This window comes from Nitrobacter sp. TKz-YC01 (assembly GCF_047824785.1).
Classification (GTDB): Bacteria; Pseudomonadota; Alphaproteobacteria; order Rhizobiales; family Xanthobacteraceae; genus Nitrobacter.
In genome coordinates this window covers 682,798-704,052 of sequence record NZ_CP181167.1, presented here as the reverse complement: position 1 = coordinate 704,052, position 21,255 = coordinate 682,798, and the positions used below count along the sequence as shown (strand labels likewise).

Here is a 21,255-nt window from a genome sequence, read left to right as displayed (position 1 = left end):
CTGTGGTGCCGGCCATCCATCTTTTTCCGGAAGGCTTTTCTCGAAGAGAGATGGATACGCGGATCAAGCTGGCGTATGACGCCTGCACTGTTTCGCGTGAAGCATGTCCTCAGGGCTCGACCCGGGGATCGATTTACCGGTTTGCGCGAATACAACGTCAGATCAAGATTAGGAGGCTCGCTTTTGATTCCGTCATAAGCGGAAAGGCTCTATGTGTTGACCGACGCCCTTCAATTCACGGAGCCCCGATGCGTATCGACGCAATCTCAATCGGACCCAATCCGCCGCACGAGGTGAATGTCATCATCGAGGTGCCGGTCGGCGGCGAGCCGATCAAGTACGAGATGGACAAGGATGCCGGCACGCTGGTGGTCGACCGGTTTCTCTACACAGCGATGCGCTATCCCGGTAACTACGGCTTCATCCCGCACACGCTGTCACAGGATGGCGACCCCTGCGACGTTCTGGTCGCCAACACCCGCGCCATCGTGCCGGGCGCGGTGATGAGCGTTCGGCCCGTCGGCGTGCTCATGATGGAGGACGAGGCGGGAGGCGATGAGAAGATCATCGCCGTCCCGACGTCGAAACTGACCCAGCGTTATGACAGGATCAAAAACTACGACGACCTGCCGGATATCACGCTGCAGCAGATCCAGCACTTCTTCGAGCACTACAAGGATCTCGAACCCGGCAAGTGGGTCAAGGTGCTGAACTGGGGCAGCGCCGACGACGCCCGCAGGCTGATCCTGGAAGGCATCGCGCGGGCCGAAGGAAAGTAGTCAGGCATCAACTGCGGACACGAATTTCGAGGAACGGCGATCATTCGCGCCGCGCGCGTATCAGTTAACTCCGTGAACAATCAAGCCGGGCAATGACCGCCGCTTGGAGCTCATACCCCCGGCGCGGGCAGTCCCCTGATCGCGCAGGCCGCGCGCAGCGTGTTGACCAGCAGGCAGGCCACGGTCATCTGCCCGACGCCGCCGGGCACCGGCGTCACAGCGCCCGCGACCTGCATCGCCTCATCGAACGCCACGTCGCCGATCAACCGCGTTTTGCCCTCGGCCGCCGGCACGCGCGTGATGCCGACATCGATTACCGTTGCGCCCGGCTTGAGCCAGTCGCCGCGCACCATTTCGGCCCTGCCGACCGCCGCATAGACCAGATCGGCTCGGCGGCAGAGGTCGGGCAGGTTGCGGGAGCGCGAATGCGCGATCGTCACCGTGGCGTTTTCATTGAGCAGCAACTGCACCAGCGGCCGTCCCACGAGATTGGAGCGGCCGATCACGATGGCCTCCAGGCCTTCGAGCGAGGCGCGCACGCTTTTGGTCAGGATGATGCAGCCAAGCGGCGTGCAGGGCGACAGGGCCGGCAGGCCGCCGGCGAGACGGCCGGCGTTGTGGGGATGCAGCCCATCGACATCCTTGGCCGGATCGATGGCGGCGATGACCGCCTCGGTATCAAGCCCCTTCGGCAACGGCAGTTGAACCAGAATGCCGTGAACGGCGGGATTCGCATTCAGTTCAGCGATCAGCGCCAGCACATCGGCCTGTGCGACATCCGCGGGCAGCACGTGCTCGAACGACGCCATTCCGGCGGCCTGGGTCTGTTTGTGCTTGTTGCGGACGTAGACCTCGCTCGCCGGATCGTTGCCGATCAGCACCACGGCGAGGCCCGGCGTCAGCGCGTGATCGCGCTTCATCCGCGCCACTTCAACGGCCACCCGCGCGCGCAAATCGGCGGCAATGACTTTTCCATCGATGAGACTGGCCGCCATGCTGATCCCCAGTTCGGGCTATTTCGTTTGAACCGCTGTCAATGCGCGCAGGACGTTGCCGAGTTGGACCGGATCGCCCTCGACCGCGACCTGCTTCAGCCGCGAGGTTGCTCCCGCGAGTATCCGGACATCGATTTTCCGCACGCCCAGCGCCTTGGCCAGCACCGCCATGACAGCGCGGTTGGCCTCGCCGCCGTCGGCAACGGCGCGTACGCGAACCTTCACCACCGGCCGGCCGTCCGCCAGCATTTCAATGCCGTCGATCGCGTCGCGGCCGCCGCGCGGCGTCACCCGCAAGGCGATGCAAAGGCCCTGCGAAGAATACCGCCACGGCTCCACCGGACTGCCGGTCAGAACACGGCAGGATAGATGTAATAGGTGATGACCCGCTGCATGAACAGGATGATCAGGATCAGGATGATCGGAGAAATATCGAGCCCGCCGAGGTTCGGCAACAACCGGCGGATCGGCGCCAGCAGGGGTTCGGTGATCCGTTCCAGAAATTCAGCCACCGCGCCGACGAACTGATTGCGGGTATTCACGACATTGAATGCAATCAGCCATGACAGGATCGCCGAGGCGATCAGCAGCCAGACATAGAGGTCGAGAATGATAAGGACGATATCCAGTATGGCGCGCATGGCGGATCAGCTCGCGGGTTTGATCGTGAATACGACCAGTGGAATGAATTTGACCTTCGCGACTCATTTGCCAGTGGTGTTCGATTCTGGCATTCGCGGGAAGGCTCGGTGAAACCGGATGCGAATGTCAGGATCTGACCACCGGCATATGGCGTGGAGGTTCGAATAGTTCTTCACCTGGCCAAACGTCCGTCAAGAGAACCTCCGAATTGCAGCCACACTATAGCGTTTTCGAGCGAAGTGGGTACCGGTTCGCGTGAAGAAAACGCGCGAAGTCGAAATCTGAGAGCCCAGCTTCCGATTTTTCGTCAGAAGCGGAAAGGCTATTTGAGCACTGGTCTGTCGTGTCCCTCTCATCCGAAGTTTCGCTGCCCGGTTGCCAGCCTCGGCGACGAGCTCCAAATTCGGAACACGAGCCTGCTAAATATCGTTTTGGTTCCCGCTAAACAAGGGAAGGCGGGGCAAATGAGGCCTGAAGCCCCGGCTCGCGCGTGAGCCTTTCACGGCTTCATGGAACGGTGACAGACTCTATCTTAATGTTTTGACGCGTTTTCTTCACGTGAACCGGTATCCGCTTCGCTCGAAAACGCGATACTGTCGGCCGTTCTTGACTTGCCGTTGGCGAGGACTGTAAATGGCGGCGTTTCGATCGCAGCGCCGTTCTTTCGCCGCCGATCGCAGACGGGGCCATAGCTCAGCTGGGAGAGCGCGTCGTTCGCAATGACGAGGTCGGCGGTTCGATCCCGCCTGGCTCCACCAGCAGACTGAATCCACCAACCTGCCCTGATTTTCTTCGGTGCAACCGCGACATTGTCGTCGGTACAGCCACGATGCCGGTATCCATAGCGTTTTCGGGCGAAGCGGATCCGGCTGGCGTGAAGAAAACGCGTCAAAACATAAAGATGGGTCTTTCACCGTTCAAATGAAGCGGTGACGGACCCTGGGATGCGCAGGCCGATGAAGCCTCACAACCGTCTTCGCGCCTGAAACGCCGCGACAGCCCGCAGGACAGCATCGCGCGGAACCAGCCGAAGCAGCAACGGCAGCATTTTGCCCCCCAGCCCCGGCAGCACCGCTCTTTTGTCAGCCATCAGCCCTCGATAGCCCTCGAGAGCGACATCCTTTGCTGAGACCTGCAGGATCGAAGAGTGGAAACTGGATTTCACACCCGCCCGCGCCTGAAATTCAGTGGGGACCGGACCAGGGCAGACCACGGTGACATGGACGCCGCGGGGACCGAGTTCGCCCCGCAGCGCCTCGCTGAATGACAGGACATAGGCCTTCGACGCATAATAGACGGCCATGCCGGGCCCCGGCAGAAACCCGGCGATCGACCCGACGTTGAGAATGCCGCCGCGCAGCCGGATCAGGCTTTCGGAAAACCGCAGCGACAGATCCGTCAGCGCCCGGACGTTGAGGTCGATCATCGCCAGTTGATCGGCGTGATCCAGTTCGGCGGCGTGACCGGACAATCCGTAGCCGGCATTGTTCACGAGATACTTGACCTCGACACCTTCGGCGGTGAGCGCAGCCGCGATCCTCTCTGCCGCGCCGGTCTCGCCGAGATCGCAGGAAATGACGATCGGAGCCATGCGCCCCGATGCGACGATTTCAGCCGCGAGGGCATGGAGGCGATCGGCGCGCCGGGCGACCAGCGCCAGCCTGTGCCCGTTCGCGGCGAACACCCGCGCGAACTCGGCGCCGATCCCGGAGGAAGCACCTGTTATCAGCGTCACCGGATGGATCACGATCTGCGCTCTTGAAATGGTTGGAGGGTGACACGATCAACGTTATAGCGTTTTCGAGCGAAGTGGGTACCGGTTCGCGTGAAGAAAACGCGTCAAATCAATATCATGGAGTCTCGCTTCTGATTCAATCAGAAGCGATAATGCTCTAGGTGCAACGACCGGGCTTGGGTCCGGCTCACCGCGCCCGGCGATGCGTTTCGCAGATTCCCGGATCAGGTCGCAGGATCTGGCGCGGACCGACTAGCGCCGACGCGATGCTTGAGCTTGATACGGTCGCGCGAGGAAATCGCCAGGAGATCGGCGGCGCGCCACACGACATTCTCCTCGAACTCGCTGACGTGGTCGTCCGCATACACCAGTTCCCACATCATTTCGACGATGCGCAAGCGGTCCTCGTCATTCAGCGAACGCATCAGCACGCTGGTGAACTGGTAGAGATCGACCGCCTCGCCTTCCGCCAGGGTTGCCGACGTAATCAGCTTGTTGGCGGTGCCGGGATCCAATCCGAAGCGGGTTTCGATCAGTTCATGCAGCTTACGGATTTCCACGTCGGAAGGCGCGCCGTCGAGCGAGATGATATGGATGAACAGCGCTGTCGCGGCAAGCTTGCAGCCTGTTTCGTCGAACGACCGGGTTTCCGGCGCTTCGGGCGATATGACATCAACGATGAAATTGCGCAATCTATCAAGCATCTGCTCGCCTGCCGTCCTTTTGGGGATGTCGTACCGGCGCGGTCAAGACGCGCGCGAAACGCGGAACATGCGCCATTCGCCAGGGCTCCTCGCAACCGGAGTACACTTCGGCAAAGACGCTCCGGTTGTTTAATGGTCGTGCCTCGCCAGGGTCCTGGCGCACTTTTTACTCAGCTTCGCGCGGTGTGCCTTCAAACACGAGAGAACGACCATGTCGCCATCGTTCATCTGGGCCCGGCAATATTTGGCCACGTCGCGCGCGCAGCCGGAGTCATGTTTTTCCGAGGCGGTTTGGGCCGACGCCACGGCGGTAACGGCGATCAGCGGAAGAAGCGATAAAACGACGGCAAAACGGATCATTGGCGCGCCCCATCGGGTCAAAGTGAAATCCGCCTGCATCGACGGCAACCATCGGCGCCAATATCCCCCAGATCGCGCGATGAAGGAAGTGGTGCCGCTTAGGTGACTCGAACACGCGACCCCATCATTACGAATTGTTTTTCGTAACGATATCAGAGACTTAGACGCTCTACAAAATCGTTGGACCCTGCTGGACAAGCCATTGGCCAGAATCCACTTTCAGGAGTCGAGCGATAGCATGGGGTATCACCCTGTTGCCACCCCTTTGATCCCGCGACACTACTAGAAGCCTACAGTTCGCCGTGTGCCCTACTAATCGGCACCGCACCCCGCCGGACCTCCCCCCATCAACGGCGTCCACAGTTTGGGCCGGGGGCGGGAGTCCGTGGGCGTCGGGATGTCCCGGTTTCTGCGAATTCTTGATTTCAACATGTAAGCACCTCTTACAAGTTGCCTCATTGAGTTCTGTCCTGAGGCCAGTTGTTGCACGCCGTGCAACAACTGCTTTGGCGTCCTATCCATCCACCGGCAGCGTGTACTCGCGCCACGGCATGCGATGGATCGAGACCGGTGACATGAACTTCGCGATATCGGACGACTGTCAATCGGCGTTGGAACGGGACCCTCCATCGGCGTCCAAAAGGGCCCCCTTTGATCGGCGAGCTTTGCTGGTAGCGCTCGCAGCGTCGGAGCTGGCCGGGATTGCGGAGACGGTGCGAGCGCGGGTTGTTTGATCGTCGTCGCGGCTTTTGAATCTCCAGCTGTCGTTACCGGTCTCTACGATGTCACAGTGATGGGTCAGCCGGTCGAGCAGCGCAGTGGTCATCTTGGCATCGCCGAACACGCTGGGCCACTCTCCGAAGGAGAGGTTGGTGGTGACGATGACGGATGTGCGCTCGTAAAGCCGGCTGATGAGGTGGAACAGAAGCTGGCCGCCGGATTGAGCGAACGGTAGGTAACCCAGTTCGTCGAGAACGATGAAGTCCATCCGGGTCAGATGTTCGGCGAGCCGGCCCTGACGTCCGTTGCGGGTCTCGCTTTCGAGACGGTTGACGAGGTCGACGACGTTGTAAAAGCGCCCGCGGGCACCGGAGCGGATGCAGCTCCTGGCGATGGCGATGGCCAGATGGGTCTTGCCGGTGCCGGTACCGCCGACCAGCACGACGTTGCGTTGCTGGGCGATGAAGCCGCCGCCGGCGAGATCATTGACAAGTGTCTGGTTGATCGGCGTGCCGTCGAACTGGAAGTCAGCGATGTCCTTGGCGAGAGGAAGCTTGGCGATGGTGAGCTGGTACTTGATCGATCTCGCCTGCTTTTCGCTGATCTCGGCCGTGAGCAAGTCGCCGACGATGCGCTGAGGTTCATGCTGGCGCTTGATGGCGGTCACCATGATCTCGTCGAAGGCGGCCTTCATTCCGTAGAGCTTGAGCTCACCCATGAGATCGAAGATTTGGGCTCGTTCCATCAGTTGGTCCTCCGGAGGTTGTCGTAGCGGGCACAATCAGCGATCGGCGCATGGCGAAGCGTCAGTGCGGCCGGCGTCATGATGTTGGCTGGTGGCGCCGGCTCACGTTGCCGAGCTAGGATGTTGAGCACGACATCAGCGGAATGAACGCCGTGAGCGACCGCTTCGGCGCAGGCGGCCTCAACTGCTGGCAGACCGTCGGTCAGCGCCGCGTTGAGGATGTCGACCATCTGCCGATTGCCGTCATCGGCGCCGGCAAGCTTTCGCCGCACACGCTCGATCGCAGCCGGCAGCACCCAGTCCTTAAAGGGCGCCCCGTTGCGCAAGGCGCCGGGCTTGCGCATCAGGACAGGCACATAGTGCCAGGGATCGTAGACCGTCTCGCCGCGGCCAAATGATCGTTGATGCTCGGCAACGATCCGGCCGTCTTGGCGGATTACGATGCGGTCCGCATAGGCCTGGACTTCAACAGGCCGCCCAACGGCGCTCGCCGCCACCGAGTATTTGTTGTTGTCGAAGCGCACCAGGCAGGTCTTGGAGATCGAGGCGGGCACGGCATGGAAGCCGTCGAAGCGACCGGCATAGGGGACGAGCCTTGGTCGCTCAGCTTCGAAGACTTCCCAGATGGTTCGGTCCGCGAACTCCGGATGTCGGTGCGCTTTGGCGTAAGCAATGCATTTATCGAGCAGCCAGGCGTTCAGCTCATCCAGCGTCTTGAAGCGCAGCCGCGGGGTGAAGAACCGTTCGCGGACCAGCCCGACCTGGTTCTCAACCTGGCCCTTCTCCCAGCCCGACGCTGGCGTGCAGGCGACCGGGTCCACCAGATAGTGGCTGCACATCTGCAGGAAGCGGCGATTGTAAAGGCGTCCCTTGCCGACGAAGATCGTCTCGACCGCCGTCTTCATATTGTCGTAGATGCCGCGCCTGCAGGCTCCCTTGAACAGTGCGAACGCCCGGTCATGGGCGTCGAACACCATCTCCTGCGTCTCGCGCGGATAGGCCCGCACGAACAGCATCCGACTGTGGCAGAGCCGGACGTGAGCCGCCTTCACGATCACCGTGACCCCGCTCAGCAGGACCACTTCGTGGCTCCAGTCAAACTGGTAGGCTTCCCCGGGTGCAAAGCTCAGTGGCACATAGGCCGAGGTGGTCGAGGCGCCACGCTCTTGGCTCCAGCGCCGCGCATATCGACGAACCGCATCGTAGCCCCCGACATAGCCCAGACCGCGAAGCTCTTCGAACAACCGGATCAGCGTCAGCCGTTCTCGCGCCGCCTTGCTCTCGTTTGCCACCAGCAACCGGTCAAGCTCGGCACTCCAAGGGCCCATCTTCGGCTGAGGCTGTGTCTCTCGCTCGTACCGAAACTCCGTCGATTGAGAACGGATGACCTTGCGAACCACCTTCCGCGACACGCCGAGTTCTCGGCAAATCGCCTTGATCGGACGACCATCAACAAAATAGGCGCGACGGATCTTGGCAATCGTCTCCACCACCAGCATTCCAACCTCGGCTTCCATGACTCGATGGAAGCCACTGTGGACCCTTGCCCCGGGGTCCCGATTGGATGCCGATTACCCCGAAAACAGGGTCCTTATTCCACGCCGAAACACAGCGCGCGCATGGGCGAGCTTGGAGGCCGCCACCGGGCTCCAAAGTCAGCCCCATAACTTCTGACCTTACTCGGCTGCCTTCACGTCGCGAACGCCTTGAGCATTCTTGCGGCGCGGTCGAGTTGGTCGTCGTTCATGCGCGAAAGAGTGCCATTGATCTCGGTCAGCAGATGCGCCCGTTCGCCGGTGCCGGGGAAAGCATCGGCTCCGAATAGAACGGGTGCGGGAACGCCGAACGCCACCGCGATTTTCTCGGCCGTCTCGAAAAGCGGCGCGGCTACGCCTCGTTCGATTTTGCCGATGGTCTCGCGGGAGACGCCGACCTGACCGGCAAGCTGCTCAAGAGTCCAGCCCTTGGCCTTTCGGTGATGGCGCACATTCGCACCGAATAGTCGCTGAAGCTCCATTGCGCACCTCTTCCTGACGAAAGCGGCAATCGGCTGCGCAAATCGAGAAATGAGAACTTTGCATTCTCAAAAACGAGAACTATAACATCTCATACTGCTAAGGTGGATGTTGTGGTTCTGTATCATGGCGGCATTCGATACTCTGGGATACGTCTTCAACTGGCTCTTGCTGATCTTCTTCGGCGGGCAAGCCGCCACCTTCGTTGGCCTCGTGCTGTGGATGGTCTGGACCGACGGCATAAAGCCGAGACTGATCCCCGCCGATGATATCGCCCGCGTGGCTGACGACATTATTGCCTGCTATCCCGACCCGGAGCTTGAGGCATTCGCCCGTCATGAGCGCGCGTGGTACGATAGCGACGGCGCAGAGCAGACCTATTGGTATCGCGTGCGGAAAGCCGTCAGGCGGCGGCTGGAAGGGCGCTGAGGCGCATCAGTCGAACAGCGGGCCGTGACCGCCACCAGCTGCCCTGCGGCGAACCTCGTCCTCGCGGGCTTCACTGACTTCGCGCCAGATGTCGTAGGTCTCTCGCACCATCTGGTCGAGTTCGTCGAAGCCCAAAAGTTCGACTCCCTCGTCGGTGCTCAGCTTCACTGGACGCTGGTCATCAGCGGCGTCGCCAAACTGAACAATGCCGAGCCGAGCGGCGGCGAAGTCGGGGTTGGCGACCCTAATGTGCTCGTGCATCATCGAGAAGACGAAACGCCTCGCCTCAGCCGTCAGGCGCTTGCCGCGCCGGGGATCGATGAAGATCACCAGTGGGACAGCATCAAGCGCCGTCACCATCGGCAACCAGTATTCGACCTTCTCGCCAATGCTCAGCGATAGCGGGAAGAAGACCTGAGAGCGGCTACGCAATGCATTGGAGCGTGCAAATTCGTGCAAACCCTTAGCGACGAGCAGATTGGCGTTGCACTCGTCGTCGGAGGTCGCCTTCGCCCGTATCAGTCGTTCAAGAACCGCCCATGCGGTCGGATCGGCAACCGCGAACATATCGGGCTGGACATTGAAGATGTCTGCGAACCGGGAGCGCACTGGCTTGTAGGTGATCGTTGGATGCCCGAGCTTGAAATGCTCAAGGGCGCGGCGCTTCTGGTCGGTCGGCAGAGTTGCGACGCGGGCAAGGTCGATCTCAGGTAAGCGGCGTATCTTCATCCGGCTCTCCCGCGACCGGAGCCGCGCCAACGGAAACCTTGTGATTCTTGAATCGGTTAACGATTACATCATCGGGGATTCGCAATCCCAGCGCAACTGACGTTCGCCCTTTGTCCGCAATGTAGTGCCACGGCGCGTCCTTGGCATGGGAGATGTCCACCAGCCGCCCCGGTGATAGTTGACCATAGGACGACACGATACGCGCCAAATGTCGGCGAACGGATAGGTCTTCGGGCAGACTGAGTGTCGTACGCTCGCCGGTCATCACGTTCTGCCCAGTCGCGCGGAAGTCGATAGGGGAACTGCCAGCCGTCTTAAATGCGGCGTAGGCGGTGGGATGCACCGGCCCGTACTGCCATGCCTCGAAATAGCCGCTAACCAGAGGTCGTTTGCCTTCGATCAGGAAAATGGAATGGGCGAAGTAGAGGAGTTTTTGAAGGGCGAGATTGGTGACCTTGATCCCCGACCTGTCAGCCTCGTCCAGCATGAGGTTGGCGACGGCTCTCGGATCGTATGGACCACCGGTCATCTGCGCACTTTGACTTCCTCGGGCTGGGAAGTGGTGCCGCTTAGGTGACTCGAACACCTGACCCCATCATTACGAATGATGTGCTCTACCAACTGAGCTAAAGCGGCTTCCTTCACACATGCCGTGCGGCTCCGGGCCCGGCCCGGCGCGCGGGACCTCTGATATCGGGCACCAACCCCCTTGGCAAGGACCCGGCCGCCGCGCCGCCGGCAAAAAACGCCGTCCCCGCGACTACCTCAGTTCCCCCGGCGCGACAAAAGCCCGCGCAGTCCTCCCGCCTGACGCGCCGCCGCCGTATCGTCCTCGACAAACTCCTCATTCCGGGGATTGTCATCATCGACGCCCGGATCGTCCGGAGCACGAACGATCGGGATCACGTCGGGAATAGCTCCGGACCTGTTGTCCTCCTCCGATGGCGCGTAATCGGCGGATGCTGTCGCGGTCTCGTCCGGCATGGCGATCGTTCCGGACGATGCGGCTTCGACCCCGGCCGGGGGTATCGCGCCGTCTTGAGCCCTGAAATCCCCGGCAGGAGGCGCGGCGGGCAAGGCTTCGACGCGCGGCGCATCTTCCGCGATCTGGTCCGCAACTTCCGCCTCGACCAAGGCAGGCCTGCTCGAAGGCAAGGCCGACAAGGGCGTTTGCCACTGAAACGCGTCAACCCGCCCGGTTAACGGCGAAACCGGACGCCAGTGGTCGGACACGTAGCCGTCCGCGGTCCATACCGGATCGTGCAGGGCACGCACGGCGCGCAACGTCCAGGCGCGGGCGCGCCCGCTGTCGCCGCGCTCGTTGTGCTCTATTTCGGCCATCAGCATCGCAACGCGTTGCGTCGGCGCTGCGATCAGCGGCTCCAGAACTTGGCGGGCCCGCGCGAATTCGCTGGCATCGATCGCCGCGCGCGCAATCGCCATCGCGCTTTCCGGATGACCGGGCGCCTTCTCCGACAGTTTCTCGACGCGCGCCAACCGCTGCAGCGCGGAATCACCCGGCATCACATGCGCATAGGCATCGGCGAGATCGGGATGCGGCTGGGCAAGCCACGCGGTTTCGATGAGACGCATCGCACGCCGCATCTGGTTCGCCTCGCTCAGATACTTGCTTGCGAGCACCACGGCCGGAATCAGCGTCGGCGCAAACTTCACCGCTTCCATCACGGTCTGGCGCGACAGGTCGCGATCGGACTTTTCAAGCTCCAACGCCCTCGCCGCCAGAAGTACGCCACGCTGACGGCGATAAAGCGTCTTGTCGATACGACCTGATGCCACGTTCTTGTCGAGGATGGCGAGCGCGCCAGTCCAGTCGCCTCGCGCGCAACGGAAGCCGAGCGCGGCTTGCGAAGCCCATATCGAGGATGGCGAGGTCTTCAGCGCTTCCTCCGCGATGGCTACCGCCGCCGCCGGATCGCCGGCACGCTGGGCTTCGATGAAAAGCCCTCGCAAGCCCAATAGCCGCGTATCCGCGCGTTCGGCCATGGTCCGGAAAGCGCGTTGCGCGCGGTTCGCGTCCCCGTCAAGCTGCGCGGCCTGGGCGTGCAGGAGCAGCGCCAGCGGATCGTTCGACGCCAGACGCCGGGCGGCCCTGGCATGATTGCGGGCGGCTGCGGCATCGCCGTAACCGATCGCGAGCAGCCCCCGCGTGATGGCGTCCCTGCCGCGCGCGATCCGGCGCTCCCGGCGGGCGCGGCGCATACGTGTCGGCGCCTGCCACAATCCGTGCACCACGCTCCAGACCACGAGCGAGGCAACGATCAGCAGGCCGAGCCCGAGCGCGAACACCGGGAGCGTCGTCTCGATCCGCCAGACGTCCCATGACAGAACGATCGTGCCGGTCTGATCGGCGATCCAGGTGGCGCCCAATGCAGAGAGAGCGATAAGAACGAGAAACAGGATGATCCGCAACATCTGGAACCTATGGCGCCGGTTTGGCCAGCGCGGCCATCGCTTCGGAAGCGAATTGACGCGCAGTTTCAAGAGCAGCATCGCGGGCGTCGACCTTGGCGATCCAGGCCTCCGCGGCGGTACGATCAGTGGGCGGAAGGGTATTCAGTTCTTTTCTCGCGGTGGCGACGTCGTTGTGCCGGGCGGCCACCTTGATGCGCGCGACGACGGCGCCGGCGGATTCTCCGGCCGGCGCAGTGTCCAGGCGCTCGATTCGCACCAGACGCACGGCGCTTTCCTGCAGCCGGTTGACGATGTCGTGGGCGGAGGACACCGTGACCGGCGACGGCTCGAGCTTCGGAACGATCGCAAGAAGTTCGCGACCCAACGCGTTCGCGCTCGGCACTCCGGACTCCGCGAACGTCTCCAGCGGTTTCAGGGCATCCGGCTCGGAGACCAGCGTCCTGAATGCCGCGAGCAGATCGCCATAAGGCTGTCCCTGACGCACGGCGACATTCAGCAGCGTCGCCGCAACGGCCCGCCGAAGCGACCCGTCGTCGGTCACAGCCGCCTGCCTGGACTTGGCTGTCTCCTCGCTATTCCTGGCTGACTCCGTGTCACGCTTGGCGATCTCAGCCGTGAGACTCTGCGTCATCTGCTCGATCTGTTGTTCGGTCTGCGCGAGGCGCGCGCTGATAGCCGCAAGATCGGAAGGCGCAAGGTCGGATGGAGCAACATCGGACGGCGTCTCGCCGTCGTTCTTAGGCGCGGCGGTTCCGTCCTTCAGCGCAGCGGCCAACCTGTCGGACTGGCCGCGTACCGACGCCAACTCCTCGCGCAACGTCGTCAGTTCCTCACGCAAGGATGCGGCCGACTTGTCCAGCGTCTCGATGCGCTCGGCGGTAGCCTGATCGAGCGACGAAGCGGCCGCGTTGCTTGCCGTCGATTCGATCCGGTCCACCCGGCTCGCGAGAGCACCGAATTCCGCCTGACTCACTTGCGGCGCCGAAGTTGACGAGACCGACGCTGAGGATGCCAGGGGAGGAGCCAAGGGTGGAGCCAAGGGTGACGGCGGCCAGCCCGCCAGCCATGCGCCGCCAACCACAATCCCCGCGGTTGCGGCACCGGTCACGGCGGCGATCAGGGCCGACGCCGCGCGGGACGGAGAACGCGGAGCAACCGGCTGCTCGCCGGGCGGCTGATCACCCGCCGCGCCGCCGGACCCGGCATCGCCCGCGGCCTCTGAATTCTGGCCGGTCTCGCCGTCCGCGGCCGAGGACTGATCCAGCCAGCTCCTGTCCTGGGAGATGTCGTCCGGTCTGTCATCCTCGGCCGAAGCGGGAGGCGTCGTAAACGGCCAATCATCGCTTTGGTGATCGCCGGCCGTTTCACCCGCGTCCGCCTGAACGTGGCGCTCCGCCGCCTCGGAACTTCCAGTCGCTTCGTCGCCTGTGGAAAGCGGGCGCGAGTTTGTCTCCCGGGAGGCGTCGTCATGCTTGTCATCTGCCATCGTCACGGTTCCCCATTGCGGCGACACATCGAGTATCGATTCGAGACCCCTTCTCCCTGTTTATCGCGATTACGGCCGTAACGCACGTCTTACTGCGACGGCGGCCGCAACGCACAATCCAACGCCTCCAGGACGGCTTCCTCCGCCGGAGCGCTCGCCTCCACCACATGGGGGGCGCCGGCATCCCGCAGAACAGAGGCGACCGCGCCCGAGATGCAACATTGCGGGACCGCCAGAGCCGATATCTCGACGCCGCCGATCCGGACGGCATCCAGGAACGCACGGGCGCTGCGGCGCGAATAATGCAACACCGCTGATATCCGGTGCGCGGCGAACGCGTCACAGACCTCGCGGGACAGGCTCGCCACCGGCGCCATGCGGTAACATGTCGTCGTCACGACAGCCAAACCATGCCCTTCGAGCTTCCCCGCCAGATCGCATGAGCGGTCAGCGGCGGCAAGATAGAGAATCCTGGCGCCCTTTGGCAGAGATTTCGCGCGGACACGCTTGACGATGAGTTCGCACAATGCCGCGGCGTCTCCGGCCGCCGCCACCACATCCTGGAAACCGACCCGGCGCGCGGCCTCGGCGGTGTGACGGCCGACTGCGAACACGGCCAGCTTCAGCAGCGATTCAATCCCCGGATGGACGGCGAGCGCGCGCAGCGCGTTGGCGCTAGTGACAATGACCGCGGCATAATTCGCGTCCCGGTCGATTTCGAAAGCAACCGCCTCGAAGCGCAATACCGGCGACAACAGCGCCTCGCGCCCCATCGCACGCAGCGCAGAGCCCGTGGTTTCGTTGTCCGGTTCAGGCCGTGTGACGAGAACCGCCACGCCTTCACGCTCCGGCAAACAGGGTGAAGAATTTTTCACCGGCTCGCTCTCGCAGTTCATGCGCCGCGTCCGCACCGAGCGCGGCGGCATCCGCGCGCGCGCCCTCGCGCGTGGTCTCGTAGAATTCCGTGCCGTCGGGAGAGATGATGAGGCCGCGGAAATCGATGCGGTCGCCGTTCACGCGGCAATGGCCGCCAATCGGGGTGCGGCAGGAGCCGTCGAGCAGCGCCAGAAAGCTCCGCTCCGCGCTCAGCGCCACTTCCGTTTCAGGATCGCCGATCGCTTTCACGAACGCGTTGATGCGGTCGTCATCACGCCGGGATTCGATGGCGATGGCGCCCTGCCCGACCGCCGGCAGGAATTCGTCGGTCTCCAGAATGCGCGTCGCCTTGTCCTGCAATCCCAGCCGGTTCAAGCCGGCGAGCGCCAGCAGCGTGGCGTCGGCTTCGCCAGCCGTAATCTTGCGCAGGCGCGTCTCGACATTGCCGCGCAGCGAATTGACCTTCAGGTCGGGACGCAGCTTCAGCACCATCGCCTGCCGCCGCAGCGAGGCGGTCCCGACCGTCGCGCCCGCCGGCAGATCGTTCAAGGAGGCCGCGCGCGGGCTGATGAAGACGTCGCGCACGTCCTCGCGCGGCAGAAAGGCGGGCAGCCAGGTCGCGTCGGGCAGGAATGTCGGCACGTCCTTGGACGAATGCACCGCGAAGTCGATGGTGCCGGCGAGCAGCGCTTCCTCGATCTCCTTGGTGAAAAGTCCCTTGCCGCCGACATCGAACAGCGGCCGGTCCTGAATGGCGTCACCCGAGGTGCGGATGGTCTTGATGGCGATCCGCTCGGGCGCCACCTGATGCGCGCGCGCCAGCCGATCCCGCACCTCATGGGCCTGTGCCAGCGCCAGCGGGCTGCCCCGGGTACCGATCGTTGCCAGAATGTCTGTCTCGTCCGAGGATTGCACGCGAGGACCTCATAATGCTACGCGAAGAAGGAACAGGGAAACGCTGGTTTGCCCAATAACGCAAGGCCCATATCTAGGGGCGATAGATCGATGCTGGTGCTAGGGGTCGAGACCACCTGCGACGAGACCGCAGCCGCCGTGGTCGAACGTCTCCCCGACGGCAGCGCCCGGATTCTCTCCAACATCGTGCGTTCGCAGACCGAAGAACATGCCCCCTATGGCGGCGTGGTTCCGGAAATCGCGGCCCGCGCCCATGTCGAACTGCTCGACGGCCTCATTGCCCGTGCGATGAAGGAATCGGGCGTGGAATTCGCGCGGCTGTCGGGGGTCGCCGCCGCCGCCGGTCCCGGCCTGATCGGCGGCGTCATCGTGGGGCTGACCACGGCCAAGGCGATCGCGCTTGTTCATGGCACGCCGCTGATCGCGGTCAACCATCTGGAAGCCCACGCGCTCACGCCGCGGCTGACCTGCGCGCTGGACTTCCCCTATTGCCTGTTCCTCGCGTCCGGCGGGCATACCCAGATCGTCGCGGTGCTCGGCGTCGGCGACTATGTCCGGCTCGGCACCACGCTCGATGACGCCATGGGCGAGGCTTTCGACAAGGTCGCGAAGATGCTCGGCCTGCCCTATCCCGGCGGTCCCCAGGTCGAGCGCGCCGCGGCCAGCGGCGATGCGGCGCGATTCAATTTTCCGCGGCCGATGCTTGGGCGTCCCGACGCCAACTTCTCGCTTTCCGGGCTGAAGACCGCCGTGCGCAACGAGGCCGCCCGCATCAATCCGCTGCAGCCTCAGGACATCAGCGATCTCTGCGCCGGATTTCAGGCGGCGGTGCTGGAAGCCACCGCGGACCGGCTCGGCGTCGGCCTCAGGCTGTTTCAGGAGCGGTTCGGGATGCCGCGCGCGCTGGTCGCCGCCGGCGGCGTCGCCGCCAATCAGGCGATCCGCGCTTCGCTCGAGGGCGTTGCCGCGAGGGCGCGGACCACGCTCATCATTCCACCGCCCGCCCTTTGCACCGACAATGGCGCGATGATCGCATGGGCCGGCGCCGAACGGCTGGCGGGGGGATTGACCGATTCGCTTGAAACGCCTCCGCGCGCCCGCTGGCTGCTGGATGCCAACGCGCAGGCGCCGGCAGGCTTCGCCAATACCCGCGCCGGATTTTGAAGGCGGTGCCGCGATGAGACCGCTCAACCGCGTTTGCGTGATCGGCGCGGGAGCCTGGGGCACCGCCCTGGCCGGCGTCGCCGCGCGCGCGGGCCGAAAGGTCACGTTGTATGCGCGCGATGCCACCGCCGCCGCGACGATCTCGGCCACGCGGGACAATCCGCGCCTGCCCGGCATTCCGCTCGATCGCGGCATCGTCGTGACGCACGACCTCGCCGCCGCCGGCAGCGCCGATATCGTCGTGATCGCGGTGCCCGCGCAACATTCACGCGCGGCGGTCGCCGCACTGGCTCCGCATCTGTCGCGCGGGACTCCCGTGATCGCCAGCGCCAAAGGCATCGAGCATGGCACCCGCCGCTTCATGACCGAGGTGATCGAGGAGACAGCGCCACATGCCGTTCCTGCGATCCTGTCCGGACCGAGTTTTGCGGACGACGTGGCGAGGGGGCTGCCGACAGCCGTGACGCTGGCGGCGAAAGACGAAGCGCTTGCGGTCGCGCTGGTTCACGCGCTGGGCTCGGCCGCCTTCCGCCCCTATCATACGACTGACGTCCGCGGCGTCGAGATCGGCGGCGCCGCCAAAAACGTCCTCGCGATCGCGGCCGGAATCGTCGTCGGCAAGCAGCTCGGCGCGTCGGCGCTGGCGGCGCTGACCACGCGCGGATTCAGCGAACTGGTCCGCCTCGGACGCGCCTGCGGCGGGCGCGGCGAAACGCTGGCCGGGCTGTCCGGCCTCGGCGATCTCATCCTCACCTGTTCGAGCCCGCAGTCGCGCAACTTCTCGCTCGGCATCGCGCTGGGGCGCGGCGAGCCGGCGCCTCCCGACAAACTCAGCGAAGGGGCGCACACAGCGCCAGCGCTGCTCGAACTGGCAGCCGCCCACGGCGTGGAAATGCCGGTCGCGCAGGCGGTCGCGGCCATTCTCGCCGGCCGTTTGACGATCGACGGCGCCATCGACAATCTGCTGACGCGGCCGTTCCGGGGAGAGGGATAGCAATGGCCTACTGGCTGGTGAAATCGGAGCCTTCGGCGTGGTCGTGGGAGCAGCAGGTAGCGCAGGGCGCCAAGGGCGAGCCCTGGACCGGCGTGCGCAACTTCACCGCGCGGCAGAATCTCGTCGCCATGAAGAAAGGCGATCTGGCGTTCTTCTATCATTCCAACGAGGGCAAGGAGATCGTCGGCATCGCTGAAATCATCCGCGAGGCCTACCCCGATCCCACCGACAAGACCGCCAGATTCGTCTGCGTGGACATCAAGGCCAACGAGCCGCTGAAGACGCCGGTGACCATCGCCGCCGTCAAGGCCGACAAGCGACTGGCCGACATGGCGCTGGTGAAATATTCGCGGCTGTCGGTGCAGCCGGTGACCCCGGCGGAATGGAAGCTGGTCTGCAAGATGGGCGGGCTGTAGGGAGACGCGAGGCTCCCCGGGCCGGATTCCAGACCTCAACACAGTTGCTCAACACAGTTGAATGAGAATTCAACCTGACGGCTTGTCGCCATCGCACACCGCGACGCATAATCACCGCAACGGTGAAGACGGACCTGCCTTTGGTTCCGGACCCGGGTCCTGCGGTGGAGCAAAACAATGTCCGACAAGATTTATGACGTAAGCGCGGATTGGGCCAAGCGGGCCTGGGTCGACGACGCCAAATATCGCGAGATGTACGAGCGCTCGATCAAGGATCCGAACGGATTCTGGTCCGAGGCGGCGCAGCGCCTGGACTGGATCACGCCGTTCACCAAGGTCGAGAACGCCTCGTTCGAACTCGGCAAGGTCTCGATCAAATGGTTCGAGGACGGCGTGCTCAACGCCGCCTACAACTGCATCGACCGCCATCTGGAAAAGCGCGGCGACCAGACCGCGATCATCTGGGAGGGCGACGACCCCTCGCAATCCCGGAACATCACCTATCGCGAACTGCACGACGAAGTCTGCAAGATGGCCAACATCCTGCGGCTGCGCAACGTCAGGAAGGGCGACCGCGTCACCATCTACCTGCCGATGATTCCGGAAGCGGCCTACGCGATCCTGGCCTGCGCGCGAATCGGCGCGATCCACTCGGTGGTGTTCGGCGGCTTCTCGCCGGATTCCATCGCGGGCCGCCTGCGCGATTGCAAATCGCGCGTCATCATCACCTCCGACGAGGGCCTGCGCGGCGGCCGCACCATCGCGATGAAGGCTAATGTCGACGCCGCGATCGAGAAGGTCAACGGCGAGGTCGACTGGGTGATCGTCGTCAGGCGCACGGGCGGCAATGTCGACATGAATCCGACGCGCGACGTCTGGTATCACGAGGCCGCCGCCGTGGTCGAAAGCGAATGCCCGTGCGAGCCGATGAACGCGGAAGACCCGCTGTTCATTCTCTACACATCGGGATCGACCGGACAGCCCAAGGGCGTGCTGCACACCACCGCCGGCTATCTGGTCTTCGTGGCGATGACGCATCAGTACGTCTTCGACTATCACGACGGAGACATCTACTGGTGCACCGCCGACGTCGGCTGGGTCACCGGCCACAGCTACATCCTGTACGGACCGCTGGCGAATGGCGCGACCACGATGATGTTCGAGGGCGTGCCGAACTATCCCGACACGTCCCGTTTCTGGAACGTGATCGACAAGCACAAGGTCAACATCTTCTATACCGCCCCGACCGCGATCCGCGCTTTGATGCAGGCGGGCGACGAGCCGGTGAAGAAAACCTCGCGCGCGAGCCTGCGCCTGCTCGGCTCGGTGGGAGAGCCGATCAACCCCGAGGCGTGGGAATGGTACCACCGCGTGGTCGGCGACGGCCGTTGTCCGGTGGTCGATACCTGGTGGCAAACCGAGACCGGCGGCATCATGATCTCGGCACTGCCGGGCGCGATCGCGCAGAAGCCCGGCTCCGCGACAAAACCCTTCTTCGGAATCGCGCCGGAGATCGTCGATGCCGACGGCAATATCCTGGAAGGCGAATGCAGCGGCAACCTGTGCATCGCAAGATCATGGCCGGCCCAGGTGCGCACGGTCTACGGCGATCATGCCCGTTTCGAGCAGACCTACTTCTCCTCCTACAAGGGCAGATATTTTTCCGGCGACGGATGCCGCCGCGACGCCGACGGCTATTACTGGATCACCGGCCGCGTCGATGACGTCATCAACGTCTCCGGCCACCGCATGGGCACGGCGGAAGTCGAAAGCTCGCTTGTGGCGCATGAGAGCGTGTCGGAGGCCGCCGTGGTCGGTTACCCCCACAACATCAAGGGCCAGGGCATCTACGCCTACGTGACCCTGATGAAGGGCGTGGAGCCGAGCGAGACGCTGCGCAAGGAGCTGGTCGCCTGGGTGCGCAAGGACATCGGCCCGATCGCCTCGCCCGACCTGATCCAGTTCGCGCCGGGCCTGCCGAAAACCCGCTCGGGCAAGATCATGCGCCGCATCCTGCGCAAGATCGCCGAGGACGAACCGTCCAGCCTCGGCGACACCACGACGCTGGCCGATCCCGCCGTGGTCGATGATCTCGTCAGGAATCGCCAGAACAAGAAAGACGGCGCGGTGGCGTAGACCGGGCGTCGTTCATACGGCATCTCCTGGCCGCACGATATCATTCTGAGTCTTTCATCGCTTCATGGAAGCAGTGAAAGACTCTGAGTTTATATTTGACGCGTTTCCTTCACGCGAACCGGTTTGCATTCTTATAGCGCTTTCCTCTCCGGACGGCGGGAGAGGAAGCAGGATCATTGGCTCGCCCACACGATCCGCGCGATCCACTCCACCTCCGAAGCGGGCAGCGTGCGGTTGGCGTGGCTCGGATTGAGCGATTGCAGTTCAATGGTCCTGGCGGTGCGGCGCTTGAGTTCCTTCACCATCACCTCGCCATCCCTGGTCTTCACCACCACCCGATCGCCACGCCGGATCGGCGTCCCCGGCGAGACCACGATGACATCGCCGTCGCGATAGGCGGGCTTCATCGAGTCTCCGGATATCTCCAGCGCGTAAGCGTGCTCGTCATTGACGCAAGGCAGCCCCACCTCGTCCCAACCCTTGCCCACGGGAAAGCCGCCATCGTCGAAATAACCGCCGGCGCCGGCTTCGGCGAAGCCCAGCAGCGGCACCGCCTTGGCGGCTCGCTCCGTGTCTTCGATGAATTGCACGAAAGTGTCGATCGCGGTGCCGGTCGCGGCCAGCGCCTTGGCCACCGACTCGGTCGAGGGCCACCGCTCGCGCCCGTCGCCGGTGATGCGTTTCGATTTGTTGAAGGTGGTCGGGTCGAGCCCTGCCCTTCTCGCGAGGCCCGATGGCGACAGGCCGGCGCGCTCCGCAAGACGGTCCAGCGCCGTCCATATCTGGGCGTGTGTCAGCATGACCATGAGGCGCGTCCTGATTCCGCGGCAGTGGGTTCGCTCAAGAGTTAGGAATTATTACCTCAACGGGAGCAAGCCTGCAATTGCGCCGCGGATAAAATGCGGCTCTTGAAGTACGGGCGAGCCGCCGATACGGTCACCCATCAGCTGCCGCAATTTTAGCGAGCAGCAAGGGGATCATG

20 protein-coding genes, 2 tRNA genes and 2 pseudogenes are annotated in these 21,255 nt (G+C 63.6%); 8 read left to right on the top strand and 16 right to left on the bottom strand.

Going from position 1 to position 21,255, the window contains the following annotated elements:
* Positions 1–248: 248 nt before the first annotated feature.
* Positions 249–779, top strand: coding sequence for an inorganic diphosphatase (gene ppa / locus ACMYR2_RS03330; protein WP_347264482.1), 531 nt, complete (start codon positions 249–251; stop codon positions 777–779).
* A gap of 110 nt (positions 780–889) precedes the next feature.
* On the opposite strand, the gene folD is transcribed toward ppa, so the two are convergent.
* Genes folD through ACMYR2_RS03315 form a run of 3 tightly spaced genes read right to left on the bottom strand, consistent with a single transcriptional unit; the run spans position 890 to position 2,415 of the window.
* Complete coding sequence (gene folD / locus ACMYR2_RS03325; protein ID WP_347264483.1) at positions 890–1,774, bottom strand: bifunctional methylenetetrahydrofolate dehydrogenase/methenyltetrahydrofolate cyclohydrolase FolD; 885 nt, start codon at positions 1,772–1,774, stop codon at positions 890–892.
* An 18-nt stretch (positions 1,775–1,792) separates the two neighbouring features.
* Complete coding sequence (locus ACMYR2_RS03320; protein ID WP_347264484.1) at positions 1,793–2,113, bottom strand: DUF167 domain-containing protein; 321 nt, start codon at positions 2,111–2,113, stop codon at positions 1,793–1,795.
* An 11-nt stretch (positions 2,114–2,124) separates the two neighbouring features.
* Entirely contained in the window at positions 2,125–2,415 is a 291-nt protein-coding gene (locus tag ACMYR2_RS03315) for a YggT family protein (protein WP_011313809.1), read from the bottom strand.
* Between the two features lie 683 nt (positions 2,416–3,098).
* Between ACMYR2_RS03315 and ACMYR2_RS03310 the strand changes: the two genes are divergently transcribed.
* Positions 3,099–3,174, top strand: a tRNA-Ala gene (locus tag ACMYR2_RS03310).
* A gap of 206 nt (positions 3,175–3,380) precedes the next feature.
* Here ACMYR2_RS03310 and ACMYR2_RS03305 read toward each other — a convergent pair.
* Both ACMYR2_RS03305 and ACMYR2_RS03300 read right to left on the bottom strand, forming a co-directional pair.
* Positions 3,381–4,163: an SDR family oxidoreductase gene (locus tag ACMYR2_RS03305; protein ID WP_347264485.1), complete on the bottom strand. Its 783-nt coding sequence runs from the start codon at positions 4,161–4,163 to the stop codon at positions 3,381–3,383.
* Positions 4,164–4,375: 212 nt separating this feature from the next.
* On the bottom strand, positions 4,376–4,855 hold the full coding sequence (locus ACMYR2_RS03300) for a TerB family tellurite resistance protein (RefSeq protein WP_347264486.1): 480 nt from the start codon (positions 4,853–4,855) through the stop codon (positions 4,376–4,378).
* Positions 4,856–5,066: 211 nt separating this feature from the next.
* Between ACMYR2_RS03300 and ACMYR2_RS03295 the strand changes: the two genes are divergently transcribed.
* Positions 5,067–5,321, top strand: coding sequence for a hypothetical protein (locus tag ACMYR2_RS03295; RefSeq protein ID WP_416193683.1), 255 nt, complete (start codon positions 5,067–5,069; stop codon positions 5,319–5,321).
* A 495-nt stretch (positions 5,322–5,816) separates the two neighbouring features.
* Here ACMYR2_RS03295 and istB read toward each other — a convergent pair whose 3' ends face one another.
* From istB to ACMYR2_RS03280, 3 genes and pseudogenes are all read right to left on the bottom strand, one after another.
* The gene (gene istB, locus ACMYR2_RS03290) at positions 5,817–6,680 is read right to left on the bottom strand and encodes an IS21-like element helper ATPase IstB (RefSeq protein ID WP_416192932.1); all 864 of its coding nucleotides are present in this window, start codon (positions 6,678–6,680) and stop codon (positions 5,817–5,819) included.
* Positions 6,646–8,179, bottom strand: a pseudogene (istA, locus tag ACMYR2_RS03285) (IS21 family transposase). Before istA ends, istB begins: the two are co-directional and overlap by 35 nt.
* A 191-nt stretch (positions 8,180–8,370) precedes the next feature.
* Positions 8,371–8,697, bottom strand: coding sequence for a helix-turn-helix transcriptional regulator (locus ACMYR2_RS03280; RefSeq protein ID WP_347264931.1), 327 nt, complete (start codon positions 8,695–8,697; stop codon positions 8,371–8,373).
* Between the two features lie 81 nt (positions 8,698–8,778).
* On the opposite strand from ACMYR2_RS03280, the pseudogene ACMYR2_RS03275 reads away from it, so the two are divergent.
* Positions 8,779–9,124, top strand: a pseudogene (locus ACMYR2_RS03275) (hypothetical protein).
* Between the two features lie 6 nt (positions 9,125–9,130).
* On the opposite strand, the gene socB reads toward ACMYR2_RS03275, so the two are convergent.
* From socB to hemC, 7 genes are all read right to left on the bottom strand, one after another.
* Positions 9,131–9,853, bottom strand: coding sequence for a type VI toxin-antitoxin system SocB family DNA replication inhibitor toxin (gene socB / locus ACMYR2_RS03270; RefSeq protein WP_416193682.1), 723 nt, complete (start codon positions 9,851–9,853; stop codon positions 9,131–9,133).
* The gene (socA, locus tag ACMYR2_RS03265) at positions 9,831–10,382 is read right to left on the bottom strand and encodes a type VI toxin-antitoxin system SocA family antitoxin (protein ID WP_347264933.1); all 552 of its coding nucleotides are present in this window, start codon (positions 10,380–10,382) and stop codon (positions 9,831–9,833) included. The genes socB and socA overlap by 23 nt, the downstream gene beginning before the upstream one ends.
* 31 nt (positions 10,383–10,413) lie before the next feature.
* Positions 10,414–10,489 (bottom strand) — tRNA-Thr (locus ACMYR2_RS03260).
* 129 nt (positions 10,490–10,618) lie between these two features.
* Entirely contained in the window at positions 10,619–12,286 is a 1,668-nt protein-coding gene (locus tag ACMYR2_RS03255; protein ID WP_347264934.1) for a heme biosynthesis protein HemY, read from the bottom strand.
* 7 nt (positions 12,287–12,293) lie between these two features.
* A complete protein-coding gene (locus ACMYR2_RS03250; RefSeq protein WP_416193681.1) occupies positions 12,294–13,772 on the bottom strand; it encodes a COG4223 family protein in 1,479 nt (492 codons plus the stop codon).
* Positions 13,773–13,861: 89 nt separating this feature from the next.
* A complete protein-coding gene (locus ACMYR2_RS03245; protein WP_347264936.1) occupies positions 13,862–14,608 on the bottom strand; it encodes a uroporphyrinogen-III synthase in 747 nt (248 codons plus the stop codon).
* A gap of 4 nt (positions 14,609–14,612) precedes the next feature.
* The gene (gene hemC / locus ACMYR2_RS03240) at positions 14,613–15,563 is read right to left on the bottom strand and encodes a hydroxymethylbilane synthase (protein ID WP_347264937.1); all 951 of its coding nucleotides are present in this window, start codon (positions 15,561–15,563) and stop codon (positions 14,613–14,615) included.
* 90 nt (positions 15,564–15,653) lie between these two features.
* Here hemC and tsaD point away from each other — a divergent pair, with 90 nt between their 5' ends.
* The 4 genes from tsaD to acs all read left to right on the top strand — a co-directional run bounded on the left by tsaD (position 15,654) and on the right by acs (position 20,273).
* Entirely contained in the window at positions 15,654–16,727 is a 1,074-nt protein-coding gene (tsaD, locus tag ACMYR2_RS03235; protein ID WP_416193680.1) for a tRNA (adenosine(37)-N6)-threonylcarbamoyltransferase complex transferase subunit TsaD, read from the top strand.
* Positions 16,728–16,740: 13 nt separating this feature from the next.
* Positions 16,741–17,721, top strand: a complete 981-nt coding sequence (locus ACMYR2_RS03230) for an NAD(P)H-dependent glycerol-3-phosphate dehydrogenase (protein WP_347264939.1) — start codon at positions 16,741–16,743, stop codon at positions 17,719–17,721.
* Between the two features lie 2 nt (positions 17,722–17,723).
* Positions 17,724–18,137: an EVE domain-containing protein gene (locus tag ACMYR2_RS03225; RefSeq protein ID WP_416193679.1), complete on the top strand. Its 414-nt coding sequence runs from the start codon at positions 17,724–17,726 to the stop codon at positions 18,135–18,137.
* 177 nt (positions 18,138–18,314) lie between these two features.
* A complete protein-coding gene (gene acs, locus ACMYR2_RS03220) occupies positions 18,315–20,273 on the top strand; it encodes an acetate--CoA ligase (RefSeq protein ID WP_347264390.1) in 1,959 nt (652 codons plus the stop codon).
* 173 nt (positions 20,274–20,446) lie between these two features.
* Here acs and ACMYR2_RS03215 read toward each other — a convergent pair whose 3' ends face one another.
* Positions 20,447–21,073 (bottom strand): S24 family peptidase, encoded by a 627-nt coding sequence (locus ACMYR2_RS03215; protein ID WP_141382644.1) that lies wholly within the window; start codon positions 21,071–21,073, stop codon positions 20,447–20,449.
* Between the last annotated feature and the right edge of the window lie 182 nt (positions 21,074–21,255).